Raw genomic sequence first — 19,159 nt, 5'->3', positions numbered from 1 at the left:
TTGACAACATAAAATCAATTAACTTTAAATTATTATGCTAGGAATCATTTTTACTTTATTAATGCTAATTTTATTACAAGCCGTTTTAGGGTTTGATAATTTATTATATATTTCTTTAGAATCTAAAAAAGCACCTGAATCAGACAGAAAAAGAGTACGAAAAGTGGGTATTTTAATCGCCATTGTTTTAAGAATTGTATTACTTTTTGTTTTAGTTTCTGTTATTGATTTTTTTCAAGAACCTTTTTCTTTTTTAAGTGGAGGCATTAAAGATGTTGTTCATTTTGCATTTAATGGACATAGTATTATTGTTTTATTTGGTGGTGGATTTATACTTTACACCGCAATAAAAGAAATATGGCATATGATTGGAAGCAACGATTTATCACATGATATTGAAAGCGGAAAAAAAGCAAAATCGTCAAATGCTGTTATTACAAGTATTGTTATTATGAATTTAGTTTTTTCTTTTGATTCTATTTTAGCCGCAATCGGGCTTACTAGCGAAATTGAAAACTCAACAACCGCATTTATTGTTATGGCAATTGCTATTGTTATAAGCGGATTATTAATGTTAGTAATGGCAGATAAAATTTCTACATTTTTAGCAAAAAATCGTATGTATGAAGTATTAGGATTATTTATTCTTTTTATAGTCGGAATTATGTTGGTTACTGAAGGTGGGCATTTAGCGCATTTAAAATTATTTGGAAACGAAATTGTACCGATGAGTAAAACAACTTTCTATTTTGTGTTAGCTATTTTAATTATTGTAGATGTTGTGCAAGGACAATATCAGAAAAAAATATTAGCAGAAAACACGGTAAATATTACTGATGATAAAAAATAATTTTAAAATATATTTATAAAAAAAGGCAATCGTAAATGATTGCCTTTTTTTATTTTTAAGAAGTTTTTTACTGATTTCTAACCTAACCAAGCATTTAACATCCATATTGTTTTTTCTTGCTCCGCGATAAAATCACTCATCATCGAATTTGTTCCTTCATCATTTGCTTCATCTGATGTTGCTAAAATAGCTCGCTCTATTTTCAATAATTCTGATAATGAATTAACCACTAATTCCACTGCTTTTTTATCATTAGAAATATTTTTACCCACAACAACCGTTGATAGTTTTGAATAATCTTCAAAAGTATGTAACGGAACTCCTTGTAATGTTAATATTCTTTCAGCAATTAAATCAACTTTTTCTTGAGCATCAGTATATAATTCTTCAAACTTAACATGTAGTTCAAAAAAACTTTTACCTTTAATATTCCAATGTAATCCTCTTACATTTTGATAATACACTTGAAAATTAGCTAATAATATATTTAATTCTTTTGCTAATTTTATTGACTTTTTACTATCTAAACCTAAAACTGTTGTTTTCATAATATTCTTTTTAAGTACTGTTATTTACTACTTCAAAAGTAGGTTCAAATAATTGTTAAAAACTATAAACGTTATTGATACTTTTAATATCTTTATCAAAAAAACTGATACAATGACAATAACACAGTTAAAATACACTCTTGCTGTAGCTAAATATAAAAATTTTACAGTAGCAGCTGAACATTGTTTTGTTACACAGCCTACTTTAAGTATGCAAATACAAAAATTAGAAGATGAATTAGATGCTAAAATATTTAATCGCTCAAAAAAACCAATCGAATTAACAGAAGTTGGTCTAAAAATCATAGAACAAGCAAAAGTTATTGTAGATGAAAGCAGTCGTATTAAAGACATCGTACATCAACAAAAAGGTTTTGTAGGTGGCGAGTTTAAACTTGGTATTATACCCACAGTAATGCCTACATTATTACCGATGTTCTTAAAAACCTTTGGTAAAAATTATCCAAAAGTTAAATTAATTATTGAAGAATTAACAACAGAGGAAATCATCAGAAAATTAACAGATGGACATATTGATGCTGCTTTAGCCGCTACACCTTTAGAAAATGAAGCAATAAAAGAACGTGTTTTATACTACGAACCCTTTGTTGGTTTAATACCTAATGAACATCGATTATTTAATAAAAAGAAAATTAAAATTGATGATTTAGATGTTGATGATATTTTACTTCTTGAAGATGGACATTGTTTTAAAAATAGCATTATTAATTTATGTAGAGCTAATAAAAAAAATTGTGCAAATAATTTTCAATTAGAAAGTGGAAGTTTCGATACACTTATAAAGTTATCAAAAGATGGTTTAGGAATGACTTTATTACCTTATTTAAATACACTCGATTTAAATGATGCTGATAAAAAAAATTTAAGAGAATTTGAAACACCTCCACCTGCAAGAGAAGTAAGTTTAATTTATCATAAATCGCAACTTAAAATGCAATTAATTGAAGCCTTGAAAAAAACAATAGATAGCGTAATAAGAGGTGCAATTGCTTTTAATGATGTTCAAATAATTAGTCCGATACAAAAAATGTAAAAAACTATAAATCAAAAAAAATCCCGCAAATAATTGCGGGATTTTTTTATTTAGAATTTATATTCTGATAAAGCTTTTGGAAACTTTTCTGGATTTGCAGCTAAATGATATCTAGGATCATCAACAGCTTCTTCAATAACACCTTTAAAAATCGGATTTGCTTTATATAATAAAACTTTACAATCTTCGCTTAAATGCTTTAAGGTTACTTTTTTGTTTACTGCTTTATATTTTTCTACCAAATTAACAATTGCTTCAATAGCCGAATGATCAGAAATTCTTGATTCTACAAAATCAATTTCAATAAGCTCAGGATCATTTTTGATATCAAATTTCTCGTTAAATTCAGTAATACTTCCAAAGAATAAAGGACCCCAAATTTCATATATTTTAGTTCCGTCTGCTTTTACACGTTTTCTAGCTCTAATTTTTTTAGCACTCGACCAAGCAAATGATAATGCTGAAATAATAACACCTACAAATACAGCAATTGCTAAATCAAAAAACACAGTTACAGCAGATACAATGATTAAAACAAAGGCATCCGAAGCTGGAATTTTTTTCATAATTCTAAAACTAGACCAAGCAAAAGTTTCAATAACCATCATAAACATTACACCTACTAAAGCAGCAATTGGCACTTGTTCAATATATTTATCAGCAAATAAAATAAAGGTTAATAAAGTTAACGACATCATTACTCCTGATAAACGTCCTCTACCACCTGCGTTGATATTAATAACCGTTTGCCCAATCATACCGCAACCTCCAGTACCACCAAATAAACCACTTACCATATTTCCCGCACCTTGTGCGATACATTCTTTATTTCCATTTCCTCTGGTATCGGTTAATTCATCTACCAAATTCACGGTCATTAAGGTTTCAATTAAACCAACAGAAGCCGCTAAAAATGCATACGGCGCAATAAATTTTAACGTTTCTAAATTGAAAGGTAAATTACTCCAAAGTTCAAATACGTTTAATTTTTTTGATAATTCATCAAAACCATTTAAACCAGCTCCACCACCATCTCTAATAAAATCACCTACATTAATTGATTGAATTCCTCCAAAAATAACAATACAAGAAACGATTAAAATAGCGGTTAATGCTGCGGGTATTTTTGTGGTAATTTTTGGTAATCCCCAAACAATAAGCATTGTTAATAAAACCAAACCTATCATTATATAAAGCTTTTCACCTTGCATAGTCGATTTTACAACTCCAGTATCTTTAACTGAATAAAAACCATCTTCTTTTACATTAAAAACAACTTTTTTAGTTATTGGATTAAAAACCTGTCCATCAGAAATTATAAAAGCTTCTTTAGCTGTTTGATTATTTATTACTGATTTATCTTTTATCGTATATAAAACAGTACCCGACAAAACATCTTTTACTTCATTATTATTTACGTTATAAACTAATTCTTTAGATGTTGTTTCACGTTTATTTTGTCCAAAAAAATCTTTTGAATTTTCCTTAAACATTCCTAATTGTGCCATAAAAATAACAATAGCCAATCCGTTTACAAACCCCATCATTACAGGATGTGGTATCAACCGTACAAACTTACCGAGCTTAAATAGTCCTGCAAAGACTTGTATTATTCCCATTAAAACCACGGCGGCGAGTAAATAAAAGTATCCCATATTTTCAACAGGCTCATCAAATAGAAGTCCTTTTGCGTGTCCTTCTTGAATCATATGTACAAAAATAACCGCTACAGCACCTGCTGCACCTGAAATTAAACCTGGTCTTCCACCAAAAACAGCAGATATTATTCCGACTACAAAAGCTCCAAACAATGCTACAATAGGGCTAATTTGCGCAACAAAAGCAAAAGCCACCACTTCGGGTATCATTGCTAAAGAAACTGTTATACCTGCAAGGGTATCGTCTTTAATGTTAAGTTTCTTATTCTTAAGGTATTTCATCATAATTATATCCGTTTTGCTAAAAGGTGGCAAATGTAAAGATAATTTTATTCATATAGTTTTATGTTTGTTCAACTTTAATTTTGCTCACTTAATTTTTTACTTTATTTTTGAACATTCAACTATCAAACCAATTTGGTAGCAAATTATGAGCAGGAAAACACTACTTACTTCAAAAGAAATTGAAATCATTCTGCATCGATTAGCCTGTCAGTTAATCGAAAATCATAATGATTTTTCTAATACTGTTTTAATAGGTCTTCAACCAAGAGGTACTTATTTAGCAAAACGATTAGCAAAATTATTAACAGATGAATATCAAATTAAAAATTTACAATTAGGTCTTTTAGATATTACTTTTTATAGAGATGATTTTCGAAGAAGAGATGCACCTTTAGAGGCTACATCTACCGAAATCGATTTTTTAATTGAAGATAAAAAAGTAGTTATAATTGATGACGTACTCTATTCAGGACGAAGTGTGCGAAGTGCTTTAACAGCTCTTCAATCATACGGAAGACCAGAAAATATTGAGTTACTCGTATTAATTGACCGTCGTTTTAGCCGTCATTTACCTATTCAACCTAATTATAGAGGAAGACAAGTAGATGCAATTAACGAAGAAACAGTAATTGTTAATTGGCAAGAAACTCATAAAAAAGACAGAATTTACTTAGAAACCAAGCCTACTAAGCTTGATTAGCTATGATTATAAAACAAAACGAAGATGAAGCAGTTAAGTGTTGAGAATTTATTAGGTATCAAATACCTTAACAAAACAGATTTAGAACTTATTTTTGAAACTGCTTCTCATTTTAAAGAAGTTATAAATAGACCGATTAAAAAAGTTCCTTCTTTACGAGATATTACGATTGCTAATTTATTTTTTGAAAATAGTACCCGTACAAAATTATCATTCGAATTAGCAGAAAAACGTTTATCTGCTGATGTCATTAATTTTTCAGCAGGACAATCATCAGTAAAAAAAGGAGAAACACTAATTGACACCGTAAACAATATTTTAGCCATGAAGGTTGATATTGTTGTTATGCGTCATGCGAGTGTTGGAGCAGGTATATTTTTATCAAGACATGTAGATGCTAAAATTATTAATGCTGGTGATGGAACTCATGAACATCCGACACAAGCATTGTTAGATAGTTTTTCTATGCGAGAAGCTTTAAACAGTAATTTAAAAGGGAAAAAAATTGTTATTGTTGGTGATGTTTTACACTCACGAGTAGCACTTTCAAATATATTCGCTTTACAATTACAAGGTGCTGAAGTTAAAGTTTGTGGACCAACTACATTAATTCCTAGATATATTACAAGTTTAGGAGTTGAAGTTGAAACCGATTTAAAGAAAGCTTTAGAATGGTGTGATGTTGCCAATGTTTTACGTGTACAACACGAACGAATGGATATTAAATATTTTCCTTCAACAAGAGAATATACACAGCTTTTTGGTATTAATAGAGAAATTTTAGACGGCCTTAACAAGGAAATCGTTATTATGCATCCAGGACCTATAAACAGAGGTGTTGAATTAACAAGTGATGTTGCTGATAGCAAACAATCTATTATTTTAAATCAAGTAGAAAATGGTGTTGCTGTGCGTATGGCAGTTATGTACTTATTAGCACAACAGATAAAAAGATAAGCATGAAAATAGAAGATAAAAACAACTATATTTTAATCAGTTCTGAAGAAAAAAACTTTCAAGATTTCTTCTTAACTTTTGAAAAAGAACATTTTAACTATAATAAAAAACACGTTATTGTTGAAGTTTTAGGTGATTTTTGTGCTTCAAAAGAAAATATTTCGTTATTTTTGGAATATGCTGATAAACATCAACAAAATGGCACATCTTTTGTTATTATAGTAAAAGATGTGAACATTGATGATTTTCCAGAAACATTTAATATTGTTCCAACCTTGGTTGAAGCTCAAGATGTTTTAGATATGGAAAATATGCAGCGTGATTTAGGTTTTTAACCTAATTTAATGATTCATTAAAAACATATATATGGCAAAAAAAATACTTTTTTTCTTATTACTTATAACAATATCTAGTTTTTCTCAACAAAAATCTATAGACAAACTAGTTGCATCTCCTAATCCTTTTGTTAATAACACAACTATTTTTGTTAACTCAACAAGCAAGCAAGCGGTTATTTTAACTGTTCGTAACATACTTGGTAAAACAGTATATTCGAAACAAGTTGACGTTATTAATGGACGTAATTCAATTCTTTTTAATCGTAATGATTTAAAATCAGGAATGTATATTTACGCTATTCAAAGTAATAAAGAAATTATTTCTAAACGATTTGTAATTAAATAAATGAGTTTAAAATTAACTATTTTAGGTTGTCACTCGGCTACTCCGAGAGTAAATGCGCATCCTACATCTCAATATTTAGAAATTAATAATAGTCACTTTTTAATTGACTGCGGAGAAGGTACTCAAACACAACTGAGAAAATATAAAATTGGTTTTTCTAAGATAAATCATATTTTTATTTCTCATTTACACGGTGATCATTTTTTTGGATTAATAGGTCTTATTTCAACATTTGGAATTTTAAATCGAGAAAAAGACTTACATATTTATGGCCCAAAAGGAATTAAAGAAATTACCGTACTTCAATTAAAACTAACTAAATCTTGGACAAAGTATAACCTCTTCTTTCATGAATTAGAATCGAAAGAAAGTGAATTAATTTTTGAAGATGATAAAGTTACCGTACATACTATTCCTTTAAATCATAGGGTTTATACAAACGGATTCTTATTTAAAGAAAAGCATAAAGCAAGAAAATTACACATTGGTAATGTTCAACAATACGATGAAATAGATACCTGCGATTATCATAATATTAAAGCAGGTAAAGATTTCATACTATCTACAGGTGAAATTGTTCCAAATTCAGAATTAACAATTACTCCTCCAAAAGCAAAAAGTTATGCTTTTTGTAGTGATACTGCTTATAAACCAGATATTGTACCTATTATTAAAGGTGTCGATTTGTTATATCATGAAGCTACCTTCTTAAAAGATAGAGAGGATTTATGCGATAAAACAAAGCATTCAACTGCTGAACAAGCAGCCGATATAGCCAATCAAGCAATGGTAAATAAATTGATTATCGGACACTACTCTAGTCGCTATTCAAATATTCAAGAGTTCAAAAAAGAAGCTCAAACTATTTTTGAAAATGTAGAATTAGCAGAAGCAGGAAAACAATATAGCACAAGTAATAACCCAATCAATATTAATAATTAATATTGATTGGTCGATAATAAAACTAACGTACAAGCGATCTCATACTTAATATCATTTTCAGATAAAAGAGTATAAAAATCTTCATTTTCGGTACCTGGATTAAAAATTACGCGCTCAGGTTTCAAAGCTATTATATAACTATAATACTCTTTTTGACGTTCTGAATTTAAATATAATGTAATTGTATTGATATCGTTAAACGATACTTTTTCTGTAGCTACAACTACACCAAATATACTACCGCTTCGTAAACCGATAGCAACTACCTCAACACTTTTATCTATCAATCTTTTAATTGCAATATTTGAATATCTTGTAGGATTTAAAGAGGCTCCTATAACCAATGTTTTTTTCTTCATAATGAGGGACTTGTATAATGTTTAGTGAATTTTTAATTTTTCAATTGTATAATCTGTTTGTAATTCCATCATTTCAATAAAATTAATGAATCCAGTAGAGTCTTGATTGATTAATATCTTATCAAACTTAAGTTTTATCTCTAAATATTTAAATGAACTAAAAAACTTAACATTAATCAATTCACTCCATTTAAATGTTCTTTTTGTTCCTTTCCAATTTGTAGTAATAATTCTTAATTCATCAAATTCTATACTGTAATTATAATAAAAAATTACTGTAAATATTCCAGGGATTAAAAAAAAACAAATTAAGATCGGTCCAATTATCTTTATCTCTTCATTCCAATTTAAAATTATAAAATTCATTAAAATAACACCAATAATGATGAATAAAAACCCTAGAACTTTATAAACTAAATTAGCTTTAAGTAAATATCGACCATTAATTTGTTTTTTTTGTCTTTCATTTGATTTAACTTCAGAATACCAGGTTAGCCCTGCAGTGATGACAGTAATCAAAACAATTCCAATTATATTAATCATTTTTTATGTTTTATTCTTGAATATCAAATGTTAACAATAAGTTAAATGTAGTTAAAGTCAGTAACAAAAACAAGAAATAACTCGTCTATTAGATATCAAACAACTCAAAAAAAACTCAATGAAAAAGTTACTACTACTAATTTTAACAGTATTTAGTGTCAATTTATTTGCTCAAACACCTAAAAAAAACCTCTCAAAAATTGGTATTGTTTCTGGTAAAGTGATTGACAAAGTATCAAAAGAAGCATTACCTTACGTAAACATCATAATTAAAAATACTTCTGATAAAATTTTAACTGGTGGAATTACAAATGATGATGGTACTTTTAGTATCAAAAATATATCCGAAGGAAAAAACACAATAGAAATTCAATTTATAGGATACAAAACAGTATCTAAATCAATTACTATTAGCAATAAAAACAAAAAAGTATCTTTAGGTACAATTTCTTTATCCGAAGATAGTACAGCTTTAGATGAAGTCGTAGTTCGTGCAGAAACATCTACTGTAACTCAAAAAATAGACAGAAAAGTAATTAATGTAGGTAAAGATTTAACCTCAGCAGGTGCAACAGCATCAGAGTTACTAAACAATGTACAATCTGTAAGTGTCGATAGTCAATCAGGAGAAATAAGTTTACGTGGAAATTCAAATGTTAGAGTTTTAGTTGACGGAAAACCAACCAATATGAGTACTGCTCAATTATTACAACAAATACCTTCTACATCGATTAAAAGTATTGAATTAATTACCAATCCATCAGCAAAATACAATCCTGAAGGAATGAGTGGAATTATCAATATTATTTTAAATAAAGGTGCTAATACAGGTTTTAACGGCTCAATTAATACAGGAATTACACAAGGAGAAAATACTCGTTATAATGGTTCTTTAAACATTGAATTATAAAACTGGTAAAGTTAATTTTTATACAAACTTAGGATACAACGGAGGTAAACGTCATAATTATGGTGCAATTGTAAGAATAGGAGAAGGAGCTTCTAGTCAAAATTTTATTTTTGATAATGATAGAGAATCATTTTTAGTAAAACTTGGTGCTGATATTTATATTAATGATAAAAACACTTTATCATTTTATACTACTCAAAACAGAACGAATGGTTTTAATGACGGTTCTGTAAAAATATATGACTTAACAAATACGCTTAATCAAAATTCGCCTAATACTTCTGATAATGATAATAGCTCAGGAAGTTATAATATGAATTATAAAATCGACTTTAACCAAGAAGGTCATAATTTAGAATTTGAAGCAACTTATTCTGATTCAGAAAATGATGAAGATGCTACAAATGATGAAACTATTATACTAGCAACTGACCCTGAATATAAATTTTTAAATTATTTTAATACTATTAAAAACAAAGGTAATAACACCTTAATTAATCTTGATTATACAAAGCCAATATCAAAAAATGGTAAATTAGAACTTGGTTTAGAATACAGAACAAACGAAACTAAGAATAACAATAATACAGATCAAGATGGTTATAAAGTAGATACCAATGGTAATTTAGTGCTTGACTCTAGTGATGCGCCTATTATAGAGGCTATCGGAAAATCAGCATTTTCTTATAATAGAGATATTTTTTCTGGTTATATTAACTACGGACACAAGTTTGACAAATTAACCATGCAGTTAGGTGCTCGTATTGAACAATACGACGTAAAAGGAAGTTTTACCAATAAAAATGAAACTAAACCTTATACTGATAATATTTTTAGTATTTATCCTTCTGCTTTTTTCACTTTTAATCCATCAGAAAAAAATCAGTACCAATTAAGTTATAGTCGCAGAGTTGATAGACCTTCTATTAGTCAAGTAAATCCGATTAGAGAATGGAGTACTCCTTTAATTACTTCTGTTGGAAACCCTGATTTAAAACCTCAATTTACAAATTCATTTGAATTAAATTATACTAGAGAAATAAAAGGAGGTTCACTTACATTTGGAACATTTTACAGAAAAGTAACTGATGAGATATCAACTATTTTATACAAAGATCCTTCGGATAATAACAATACAAAACAAATAAAATCAGATCAGAATTTTGATGGAAATGATAGATATGGTTTTGAAATGTCTAGCAATTACAGAATTACAAAATGGTGGAGTACAAATGCTAGTTTAGATCTTTATTCACAAAAATTAAAAGGACTTGTTAGTAATGTTGAAAAAGAAGTAGAAAATACAGCTTTTAATGCTCGATTAAGTAATAGTTTTAGTGCTTCTAAAAAATTAAAATTTCAGTTATTCGCCATGTATCGAGGTGCTAACAAAAATTTACAATTTAATATTGATCCAATGTGGATGATAAATACAGGCGCTAGTTATAAAATTTTAAAAGGAAAAGGAAGTCTTTCATTTAAAGTAAATGATATTTTTAAAGGCGTGAAATTTCGTTTTAATTCAACAGATCCATATACACAAACAGGACAATTTAACTGGGAAAGTAGAACTGCTTACTTAGGTTTTAATTATCGATTTGGTGGAGGAAAAAACAAAGCTAAACGAAGAAGAAACAGAGATAATAACGAAAAACAAGGCGGTGGTTTTATGTAAAATTATTGTTTTTTTAAAAATCAAAAATCCGAAGTTAATTAAAACTTCGGATTTTTTTTTAATATATTTTTTTTTGAAGCTATTTCCCGCTTTCCGCACTCGCTTTTTTTATTTTTTCAAAAGAAAAATAAAAAAGAGCTCAAACAATTGCTACAATCGGGGCTAAAAAACTACCAACGAATAATAACAGACCCCCAAGTGAATCCACTACCAAAAGCAGCTAAAACGACTAAATCATTGTCTTTAATTTTTCCTTTTTCCCAAGCTTCGGTTAAAGCAATAATTACAGAAGCCGCAGTAGTATTTCCATATTTCATGATATTATTATATACTTTATCATCAGAAAGTTGAAATTTCTTTTGAATAAACTGAGCAATACGTAAATTTGCTTGATGCGGAATTAACATATCAATAGCATCTTTCTGCAAATTGTTAGCTTCTAATCCTTCTATAATTGCTTCAGAAAAACGTGTTACAGCGTGTTTAAACACAAATTGTCCGTTCATATAAGGATAGTAAGAAATATCTTCAGGATCATTTTTATCTAAAATTTCAGGAACCCAACGACTTGTTGATGGTCCTTCTAAAACCAATTCTTTAGCGTGTTTTCCCTCTGAATGTAAATGAGAAGATAAAATTCCTTTTCCTTCCTCTTCACATCTCGATAAAACAGCAGCTCCTGCCCCATCACCAAAAATTACAGAAACGTTTCTTCCTCTAGTTGATTTATCTAAACCACCAGAATGATTTTCAGCACCAATCACTAAAATATTCTTATACATTCCTGTTTTTATAAATTGGTCGGCAACTGACATCGCATAAATAAAACCCGAACATTGATTACGAACATCTAACGCACCAATTGTAGGCATATCTAACATATTTTGAACTTGTACGCCTCCTCCAGGAAAATACATATCTGGGCTTAACGTTGCAAAAACAATAAAATCAATATCATCTTTTGTTAAACCAGCACGATCAATTGCTATTCTAGAAGCTTTTGCACCCATAACAGCAGTAGTGTCATCTGTTTTAGGATCTATCCAACGGCGTTCTTCAATACCAGTTCTTTCTTTAATCCATTCATCAGAAGTATCCATAAAAGCAGTTAAATCATTATTTGTAACTACATTTTCTGGCACATAATGTCCTAAGCCTGTTATTTTTGAACTGTACATATTATATTAATTTTTGGTTATTTGAAATTGTAAATTATAAAAATAGTGATTTTAATTTAGTCATTCATTTTTAATAATTTAATTTAGCTGTTAAAAATTACATTGAAATTAACTACTACACTAAAAATTTTATTTTTATTTTTATTTACAACTATTTTTTATACTTGTGATAAAGATGATAATGAACCAATACAAGAAGAAAGTAGCATTAACACAAGTAGTGTCGCTAATAATGAAGAAGTTGATCGTTTAAATAACGTATTAGCTACCGAAACACTTACTACAAATTTTAGCATTTTTGTTTCTGATGAAGAAAATAAGCCAATTACCAATGCTTCTATAAAAATAGGTTCAGAAAATGTAACAACTAATGATAATGGCTTTGCTCTTATTGAAAATGTAAAAGTAAATAGTGAACATCAACTTATAAAAACAGTTAATAAAGATTATATTCCTTCATTAAAAACGATTACTCCATCAAAAAATGGAGTAACAAACGTATCAATAACATTATTAAAACCTTCTTTTGTAGAATCTTTTTCGGCTATAAAAGGAGCTACAATAGCTAATGATGATATTACTATAATATTTCCTGCAAAAGCTATTGCAAATGAAAATGGTAGTTTCTATAATGGTGATGTAAAAGCTACGGTTACTTATTACGACCCTAACTCAACTACTTTTAATGCAACAATTCCAGGTATATTAGTTGGTTTAGATGCTTCAAACTCACTAAAAGCTTTAATTTCTAAAGGAATGATTCGAGTTGATTTAACTGATTCTTCAGGTAATGAATTAGAAATTTATGAAGGAAAAGAAGTTACTATAATCATGCCTGCAAATGATAATGATCCTGCAATAATCCCTTTTTGGCATTTAAACGAAGAAAAAGGAATTTGGGTAGAAACAGGAATTGCTACTAAAAAAGAAGGCAAATATACTACTACTGTAAAGCATTTTTCTACTTATAATTTAGATGTATCTGTTGAGTCTATTGATTTTGGTGTAGTTCTAAAAAACAATAATGGTAATTATATATCAAATCAAAAAGCAATATTAACAGCTACAATTAATAATGATTCATACGGGGTTCTAATAAAAACAGATAATAAAGGAGAATTCAAAATAGTTAAAGCACCTAAAGGAGCTACTTATAGTTTAGAGGTTATTACTGGTTGTGAAAGTATTAAAGCTTCTATAGGAATTATTAATGAAAATACAACCAAAGAATTATCTATAAAAATTTCAAACCCGAATCTTAGACAAATAAATTTAAAAGGCTCTTTAAAATCTTGTAATGATGAAAAATGGAAAAACAAAGCATTTATAATTACATTATATAATGGCAATCAAACTGATGAAATTATTGCATTTTCTGATAATGAAGGTAAGTTTTCTATAAGTAAATTACTTTGTAACTATAATAAGACAACAACTTATAAAGGGGAAATTAAAGTTTTTGATTCTAGTGATATCATAGTAATTGATAATAATTTTAACTTTAATAATGATTTTACGACAAAAGATATTACCGTTTGTAATGGTAATGGTAGTATTGTAAAAGAATATATTTATAACGGTAACGTTAGTTTAAATACAGATAAAGAATATCAAGAATTTATTAAAAAAGAATACACAAGTATAACAGGAGACTTATTCATTAAAGGGTTATCAAACCAAAATTTAAATGAATTAAAATCCTTAACATCTATAGGAGGTTTGTTATATATACAACTCAATAAAAACTTAACTAGTTTAGAAGGCTTAAATAATTTAACTTCTATAAAAGGAAAGGCTATACAAATACTTGTAAAATCCTGAAATAGGTTGACTAAAATTTAAACACTTTTAGTTAAACTATGGACACAAAGACAAAACTACCCTGCCGAAAAAAGAACTACAATAAAGTAGGTTTTGAACTCAAATTATTCATCATTGACCAAATTCATAATGGACGTATTTCTGTTAATTACGCCGCTAAAAAATACGATATTTCTAGAGCTACAATTCAGTACTGGATCAAAAAATATAGTACTTTTGAACAAAAAAAATTAGGCATGAGTAAACAAGATGAAATCAAAAAACTCAAAGAGAAAATTGAAGAACTAGAATTTGTAAAAGATTTTCAACAAGATATTATCGCTGATATGGAAATCATTACTGGTGTCGATATGTCAAAAAAGTCATTGCCCAAAACATTAGCAGAAGAGATTCAAAAAAAGAAGCAAAACCGTTTAAAAGAAAATGGTTAATTCAATGTTTTGGGATTAGTAAACAGGCCTTTTACAAACGATTAAAATCTTATCAAATAAAGCAAAATAACGAACTTATATTAACACAATTAGTCAAACAATGTCGTGATAGAATTGGTCAGAAATTAGGGGCTAAAAAACTATATCATCAATTAAAAATTGATATCGATAAAAAAGGAATAAAAATAGGGCGAGACAAGTTCTATAATTTCTTAAGAAGCCATAGATTACTAGTACCTAGAACAAAAAACTATCATATTACAACGAATTCTAAACATCATTTTTATAAGTATAAAAACCTTGTATCAAACAAAATCCCGACAAGAGCGGAACAACTTTGGGTAACAGATATTACCTATATAAAAACAGAAAAAGGTCATAATTATTTAGCTTTAGTAACAGATGCATATTCTAAGAAAATAATGGGGTATAAATTAGACACACATATGAGAACATCGCTTTGTATAGATGCACTCAAAATGGCTATCAAAAATCGAAAATATCCGAATGAAAAACTAATTCATCATTCAGATAGAGGACTACAATATTGCAATCCGACTTATACCCTATTTGCTGAAAAAAATGGTTTAATTATGAGTATGACTGAAAAATATGATCCATATGAAAATGCTATCGCTGAAAGAATTAATAGAACTTTAAAATATGAATATGGTTTGAAACTAACAATTAAAAACACTATTTTAGCAAAGAAAATTACAAAAAGTGCTATTAATATTTATAACAACCTTCGTCCACATTTAAGTCTCGATTTAAATACTCCTAAGAAGGTTCATATAAATCAAAATATCGAATATAAATCATATCGAAGAAATAAAAAAAATCTGGAATTATTAACCTTATAAATTCAAAAAAAAAGGTCAACCTATTTCAGGACAATACAACTCTATAATAAAAATCTTTTAAATATTGAAGCTTTAAAGAACATTAAAAGCAATGATTTTTTTATAAACATTGGGTATAATGAAAAATTAGAAAGCTTAAACGGATTAAATAATATTACATCTGCAAGGAGTGTCTTAATTAGATATAATAACTCTCTTCTTAACTTAGAAGGATTAGATAACATAAATTCTATTTTTTCTGATTTAACTATCATAAATAATAATTCATTAGTAAATTTAAACGAATTAAATAATTTAAACACTATCAAATATGGAAATATTGAAATTACAAACAACGATAATTTAGTTGATATTAAAGCTTTAAAAAAAATTAGTAGTATTAAAAAAAATATTCTTTTAGAAGGAAATAATTCGTTAGAAAATTTAAATGGTTTAGAAAATCTTACTTCTATAGGAGAAAATTTAACCATAAAGGATAATAATTCTCTTAAAAAAATTAATTTAAACAACTTATCTTCAATTAATCAAAATATCGTAATTAGTAATAATAATTCTTTAATAAATTTAGAAGGTTTAAATAAAATCACAAAAATTAATGAAACACTTGAAATTAGTGATAATGATTCTTTAATAAATTTTGAAGGTTTAAATAACCTTGAAGTTATAAAAAAAGACTTAATTATTAAAAATAATACCGCTTTAAATAGTTTTAATGCTTTAAATAATTTACAAGAGATCTGGTACTCTTTAGAGGTAATTAATAACTCTTCATTAATTAATTTAAATGGGTTAGAAAATTTAAGTACCCTAAATTATCGTTTTCGCATTAAAGAAAACAAAAATTTAAAGAACTTAGCAAGCTTTAATAATCTTAATTATTTAAATCATGTTCACATTATATCTAACCCTAAATTAGAAAATATAAATGAGTTAAAAAACTTAAAAATAGCTAAATACATTTATATCTACGAGAATAATTCGTTAGTAAATTTGGAAGGACTAAATAATTTAATTAACTCTAAAACAATTTCTATTCACAATAATAATTCTTTAATAAATTTGGAAGGACTAAATAATTTAACTTCATTAGATAAATTAGATGTTAGAAACAGTACCTCTTTCAAAAATTTTGAAGGACTAGATAAACTTACTGATATAAAAGCAGTTTTTATAAGAAACAATAAACTATTAAAGAATTTTGATGGACTAAATAATTTAACTTCATTACCTATATTAGATATTCGAGAAAATAATGCTTTAACAAATTTTGAAGGACTAAATAATTTAACTTCATTAGATGGTTTAACAATAACATCTAACAATAACTTAACTAACCTAAATGGTTTAGATAATTTATCTTCATTACTTATGTTAGATATTCGAAAAAATAACGCTTTAACAAATTTTGAAGGACTAAATAATTTAACTTCATTAGATGATTTAACAATAACATCTAACAATAACTTAACTAACCTAAATGGTTTAGATAATTTATCTTCAATAAAGAAGATTTCTATTGAAAATAATACGTCTCTTTCTAATTTTTGTTCTTTAACAAGTTTAATAATATCAAAAAATAAATCTTATTGGTTTTTTATCAATAATAATTCTTATAACCCAACCAAACAAGATCTCATAGACGGTAATTGTAGTAATTAATTTACCTATAAAAAATACCAAATAATATTTTACGCCATTTTGTCATAAAATATTATTTGGTATTTTTTTTGACTACCTAATTATGAGAAAGCAATAGCTATCAAAAAAATAATCAAAATATATAATTATGAGCAAAGGAAGTATTAATGTGTCGGTAGAAAATATATTTCCACTGATTAAAAAGTTCTTGTATTCTGATCACGAAATTTTTTTACGTGAGTTAATATCAAACGGAACAGATGCAACTACTAAATTAAAGCACTTAATTTCTATTGGTGAAGCTAAAACCGAATTAGGAGATGCTAAAATTGAAATTAGTATTGATAAAGAAGCTAAAACAATTACAATTAAAGATCAAGGTTTAGGAATGACTGCTGATGAAGTTGAAAAATACATCAACCAAATTGCGTTTTCTGGAGCTGAGGAATTTTTAGACAAATACAAAGATGATAAAAACGAAACTGGTGTAATTGGACACTTTGGTTTAGGTTTTTATTCTGCTTTTATGGTAGCTCATAAAGTAGAATTAATTTCTAAATCTTTTAAAGATGCTCCTGCTGCTCATTGGACTTGTGATGGTTCTCCTGAATTTACTTTAGTTGAGCATGATAAAGCTGACAGAGGTACAGAAATTATTTTACACGTTGCTGATGATTCTTTAGAGTTTTTAGAAGAAGCTAAAATTGGTGGTTTATTAAACAAATACAATCGTTTTAACCAAGTGCCAATTAAATTTGGAACTAACAAAATAAACGACCCTGAATTTACTCCTTCAACTACTACAGATGCTGATGGTAAAGAAACTACTGAACCTCACAGACAAATTGAAGTTGATAACATTATCAACAACACAAACCCAGCTTGGACAAAAGCACCTGCTGATTTAAATGATGAAGATTATACTAACTTTTACAAAGAGTTATATCCTACTCAATTTGAAGAATCTTTATTTCACATTCATTTAAATGTAGATTATCCGTTTAACTTAACAGGAATTTTATTCTTCCCTAAGTTAACGCAGAGTTTAGATATGCAAAAGGATAAAATCCAATTATATCAAAACCAAGTTTATGTAACTGATAACGTTGAAGGAATTGTTCCTGACTTTTTACAGATGTTAAAAGGTGTTATCGATTCTCCTGATATTCCTTTAAATGTTTCTCGTTCTGGTTTACAAGCTGACGGAGCTGTAAAGAAAATTTCTGGTTATATTACTAAAAAAGTTGCTGATAAATTAAGTTCTTTATTCAAAAAAGATAGAGCTGATTTTGAGCAAAAATGGAATGATATTAAAGTAATTATCGAATACGGAATGTTATCGGAAGATAAATTTATGGATAAAGCTAAGAAATTTGCTTTATATCCAACTGTTGCAGATACATACTTTACTTTTGATGAATTAGTTGAAAAAACTAAAGATAATCAAACTGATAAAGATGGAAATCACATCGTTTTATATACTTCTAATAAAGAAGCACAACACAGTTATATTCAAGAAGCTACAGCTAAAGGATACGAAGTTGTTGTTTTAGATTCTCCTATTGTAAGTCACTTAATGCAAAAATTAGAAACTTCTGGAGAAACTAAAGTTCAGTTTGTTCGTGTAGATTCTGATTTTATTGATAACTTAATCAAAAAAGATGAAGCGGTTATTTCTAAATTAACTGATGAAGAAAAAGAAGCTTTAAAACCTGTTATTGAAGGTGTAATTGCATCACAAACTTATACTGTTCAATTAGAAGCTATGGATTCTGCTTCGTCTCCATTTATAATTACAGTACCTGAGTTTATGCGTAGAATGAAAGAAATGCAAGCTTCTGGTGGTGGAGGTGGAATGATGGGAATGGGTAATTTACCTGAAATGTATAACTTAGTTGTGAATACAAATTCTCCATTAGTTTCTGAAATTTTAAATGCTGATGAAGACAAAAAAGCAGATTTAATTACGCAAGCTTTCGATTTAGCTAAATTATCTCAAAACTTATTACATGGTGAGGCTTTAACTAACTTTATCAAACGTTCTTACGAACTTATTAAGTAAT

General features: G+C 27.8%; 19 protein-coding genes. 14 read left to right on the top strand and 5 right to left on the bottom strand.

Annotated features, from left to right (window positions below; translation table 11 throughout):
- Positions 1–34 precede the first annotated feature (34 nt).
- Positions 35–850 carry a TerC family protein gene (locus PG913_RS03770; RefSeq protein ID WP_271231683.1) on the top strand — a complete coding sequence of 272 codons (816 nt, stop codon included), beginning with the start codon at positions 35–37 and terminating at the stop codon, positions 848–850.
- Between the two features lie 77 nt (positions 851–927).
- Here the strand turns inward: PG913_RS03770 and PG913_RS03765 are convergent, their stop codons facing one another.
- A complete protein-coding gene (locus PG913_RS03765) occupies positions 928–1,398 on the bottom strand; it encodes a Dps family protein (RefSeq protein WP_271231682.1) in 471 nt (156 codons plus the stop codon).
- A gap of 112 nt (positions 1,399–1,510) precedes the next feature.
- Here PG913_RS03765 and PG913_RS03760 point away from each other — a divergent pair, with 112 nt between their 5' ends.
- Positions 1,511–2,452, top strand: coding sequence for a LysR family transcriptional regulator (locus tag PG913_RS03760; RefSeq protein ID WP_271231681.1), 942 nt, complete (start codon positions 1,511–1,513; stop codon positions 2,450–2,452).
- 50 nt (positions 2,453–2,502) lie between these two features.
- Here the strand turns inward: PG913_RS03760 and PG913_RS03755 are convergent, their stop codons facing one another.
- Positions 2,503–4,395, bottom strand: coding sequence for a SulP family inorganic anion transporter (locus PG913_RS03755; protein WP_271231680.1), 1,893 nt, complete (start codon positions 4,393–4,395; stop codon positions 2,503–2,505).
- 145 nt (positions 4,396–4,540) lie between these two features.
- On the opposite strand from PG913_RS03755, the gene pyrR reads away from it, so the two are divergent.
- From pyrR to PG913_RS03730, 5 genes are read left to right on the top strand one after another with little or no spacing between them, the layout of a single operon-like run.
- On the top strand, positions 4,541–5,095 hold the full coding sequence (pyrR, locus tag PG913_RS03750; protein ID WP_271231679.1) for a bifunctional pyr operon transcriptional regulator/uracil phosphoribosyltransferase PyrR: 555 nt from the start codon (positions 4,541–4,543) through the stop codon (positions 5,093–5,095).
- 24 nt (positions 5,096–5,119) lie between these two features.
- Complete coding sequence (locus PG913_RS03745; RefSeq protein WP_271231678.1) at positions 5,120–6,052, top strand: aspartate carbamoyltransferase catalytic subunit; 933 nt, start codon at positions 5,120–5,122, stop codon at positions 6,050–6,052.
- A 2-nt stretch (positions 6,053–6,054) separates the two neighbouring features.
- On the top strand, positions 6,055–6,387 hold the full coding sequence (locus tag PG913_RS03740; protein ID WP_271231677.1) for a hypothetical protein: 333 nt from the start codon (positions 6,055–6,057) through the stop codon (positions 6,385–6,387).
- Positions 6,388–6,418: 31 nt separating this feature from the next.
- The gene (locus PG913_RS03735) at positions 6,419–6,736 is read left to right on the top strand and encodes a T9SS type A sorting domain-containing protein (protein ID WP_271231676.1); all 318 of its coding nucleotides are present in this window, start codon (positions 6,419–6,421) and stop codon (positions 6,734–6,736) included.
- Positions 6,737–7,678 (top strand): ribonuclease Z, encoded by a 942-nt coding sequence (locus PG913_RS03730; protein ID WP_271231675.1) that lies wholly within the window; start codon positions 6,737–6,739, stop codon positions 7,676–7,678.
- Here PG913_RS03730 and PG913_RS03725 read toward each other — a convergent pair.
- Together PG913_RS03725 and PG913_RS03720 are read right to left on the bottom strand one after the other, a co-directional pair.
- The gene (locus tag PG913_RS03725) at positions 7,675–8,037 is read right to left on the bottom strand and encodes a CoA-binding protein (RefSeq protein ID WP_271231674.1); all 363 of its coding nucleotides are present in this window, start codon (positions 8,035–8,037) and stop codon (positions 7,675–7,677) included. The two genes, PG913_RS03730 and PG913_RS03725, sit on opposite strands and share 4 nt — an antisense overlap.
- 21 nt (positions 8,038–8,058) lie before the next feature.
- A complete protein-coding gene (locus tag PG913_RS03720) occupies positions 8,059–8,580 on the bottom strand; it encodes a hypothetical protein (RefSeq protein WP_271231673.1) in 522 nt (173 codons plus the stop codon).
- 118 nt (positions 8,581–8,698) lie between these two features.
- On the opposite strand from PG913_RS03720, the gene PG913_RS12880 reads away from it, so the two are divergent.
- Together PG913_RS12880 and PG913_RS03715 are read left to right on the top strand one after the other, a co-directional pair.
- Positions 8,699–9,490, top strand: coding sequence for a TonB-dependent receptor (locus PG913_RS12880; protein ID WP_333780790.1), 792 nt, complete (start codon positions 8,699–8,701; stop codon positions 9,488–9,490).
- Complete coding sequence (locus PG913_RS03715; RefSeq protein WP_333780789.1) at positions 9,480–11,165, top strand: outer membrane beta-barrel family protein; 1,686 nt, start codon at positions 9,480–9,482, stop codon at positions 11,163–11,165. Before PG913_RS12880 ends, PG913_RS03715 begins: the two co-directional genes overlap by 11 nt.
- A gap of 170 nt (positions 11,166–11,335) precedes the next feature.
- On the opposite strand, the gene PG913_RS03710 is transcribed toward PG913_RS03715, so the two are convergent.
- Complete coding sequence (locus PG913_RS03710) at positions 11,336–12,343, bottom strand: 3-oxoacyl-ACP synthase III family protein (RefSeq protein ID WP_271231672.1); 1,008 nt, start codon at positions 12,341–12,343, stop codon at positions 11,336–11,338.
- Positions 12,344–12,445: 102 nt separating this feature from the next.
- Here PG913_RS03710 and PG913_RS03705 point away from each other — a divergent pair, with 102 nt between their 5' ends.
- From PG913_RS03705 to htpG, 5 genes are all read left to right on the top strand, one after another.
- A complete protein-coding gene (locus tag PG913_RS03705; protein ID WP_271231671.1) occupies positions 12,446–14,164 on the top strand; it encodes a hypothetical protein in 1,719 nt (572 codons plus the stop codon).
- A gap of 38 nt (positions 14,165–14,202) precedes the next feature.
- Positions 14,203–14,595 (top strand): helix-turn-helix domain-containing protein, encoded by a 393-nt coding sequence (locus tag PG913_RS03700; RefSeq protein WP_101915088.1) that lies wholly within the window; start codon positions 14,203–14,205, stop codon positions 14,593–14,595.
- Positions 14,529–15,458: an IS3 family transposase gene (locus PG913_RS03695; RefSeq protein ID WP_193700664.1), complete on the top strand. Its 930-nt coding sequence runs from the start codon at positions 14,529–14,531 to the stop codon at positions 15,456–15,458. The genes PG913_RS03700 and PG913_RS03695 overlap by 67 nt, the downstream gene beginning before the upstream one ends.
- Positions 15,459–16,448: 990 nt before the next feature.
- Entirely contained in the window at positions 16,449–17,117 is a 669-nt protein-coding gene (locus PG913_RS03690; protein WP_271231670.1) for a hypothetical protein, read from the top strand.
- A 127-nt stretch (positions 17,118–17,244) separates the two neighbouring features.
- Entirely contained in the window at positions 17,245–19,158 is a 1,914-nt protein-coding gene (gene htpG, locus PG913_RS03685) for a molecular chaperone HtpG (protein ID WP_271231669.1), read from the top strand.
- Position 19,159 lies beyond the last annotated feature (1 nt).

The sequence above is a fragment of the Tenacibaculum pacificus genome (assembly GCF_027941775.1).
In the GTDB taxonomy this organism is placed as follows: domain Bacteria; phylum Bacteroidota; class Bacteroidia; order Flavobacteriales; family Flavobacteriaceae; genus Polaribacter; species Polaribacter pacificus_A.
This window is presented reverse-complemented; position numbering and strand designations above follow the sequence as displayed.

Coding starts and splice junctions, on each gene's coding strand:
- PG913_RS03730 (WP_271231675.1), top strand. CDS start 6,737: ATGAGTTTAAAATTAACTATTTTAGGTTGTCACTCGGCTACTCCGAGA.
- PG913_RS12880 (WP_333780790.1), top strand. CDS start 8,699: ATGAAAAAGTTACTACTACTAATTTTAACAGTATTTAGTGTCAATTTA.
- PG913_RS03760 (WP_271231681.1), top strand. CDS start 1,511: ATGACAATAACACAGTTAAAATACACTCTTGCTGTAGCTAAATATAAA.
- PG913_RS03765 (WP_271231682.1), bottom strand. CDS start 1,398: ATGAAAACAACAGTTTTAGGTTTAGATAGTAAAAAGTCAATAAAATTA.
- PG913_RS03755 (WP_271231680.1), bottom strand. CDS start 4,395: ATGATGAAATACCTTAAGAATAAGAAACTTAACATTAAAGACGATACC.
- PG913_RS03725 (WP_271231674.1), bottom strand. CDS start 8,037: ATGAAGAAAAAAACATTGGTTATAGGAGCCTCTTTAAATCCTACAAGA.
- PG913_RS03720 (WP_271231673.1), bottom strand. CDS start 8,580: ATGATTAATATAATTGGAATTGTTTTGATTACTGTCATCACTGCAGGG.
- pyrR (WP_271231679.1), top strand. CDS start 4,541: ATGAGCAGGAAAACACTACTTACTTCAAAAGAAATTGAAATCATTCTG.
- PG913_RS03745 (WP_271231678.1), top strand. CDS start 5,120: ATGAAGCAGTTAAGTGTTGAGAATTTATTAGGTATCAAATACCTTAAC.
- PG913_RS03735 (WP_271231676.1), top strand. CDS start 6,419: ATGGCAAAAAAAATACTTTTTTTCTTATTACTTATAACAATATCTAGT.
- htpG (WP_271231669.1), top strand. CDS start 17,245: ATGAGCAAAGGAAGTATTAATGTGTCGGTAGAAAATATATTTCCACTG.
- PG913_RS03700 (WP_101915088.1), top strand. CDS start 14,203: ATGGACACAAAGACAAAACTACCCTGCCGAAAAAAGAACTACAATAAA.
- PG913_RS03740 (WP_271231677.1), top strand. CDS start 6,055: ATGAAAATAGAAGATAAAAACAACTATATTTTAATCAGTTCTGAAGAA.
- PG913_RS03770 (WP_271231683.1), top strand. CDS start 35: ATGCTAGGAATCATTTTTACTTTATTAATGCTAATTTTATTACAAGCC.
- PG913_RS03710 (WP_271231672.1), bottom strand. CDS start 12,343: ATGTACAGTTCAAAAATAACAGGCTTAGGACATTATGTGCCAGAAAAT.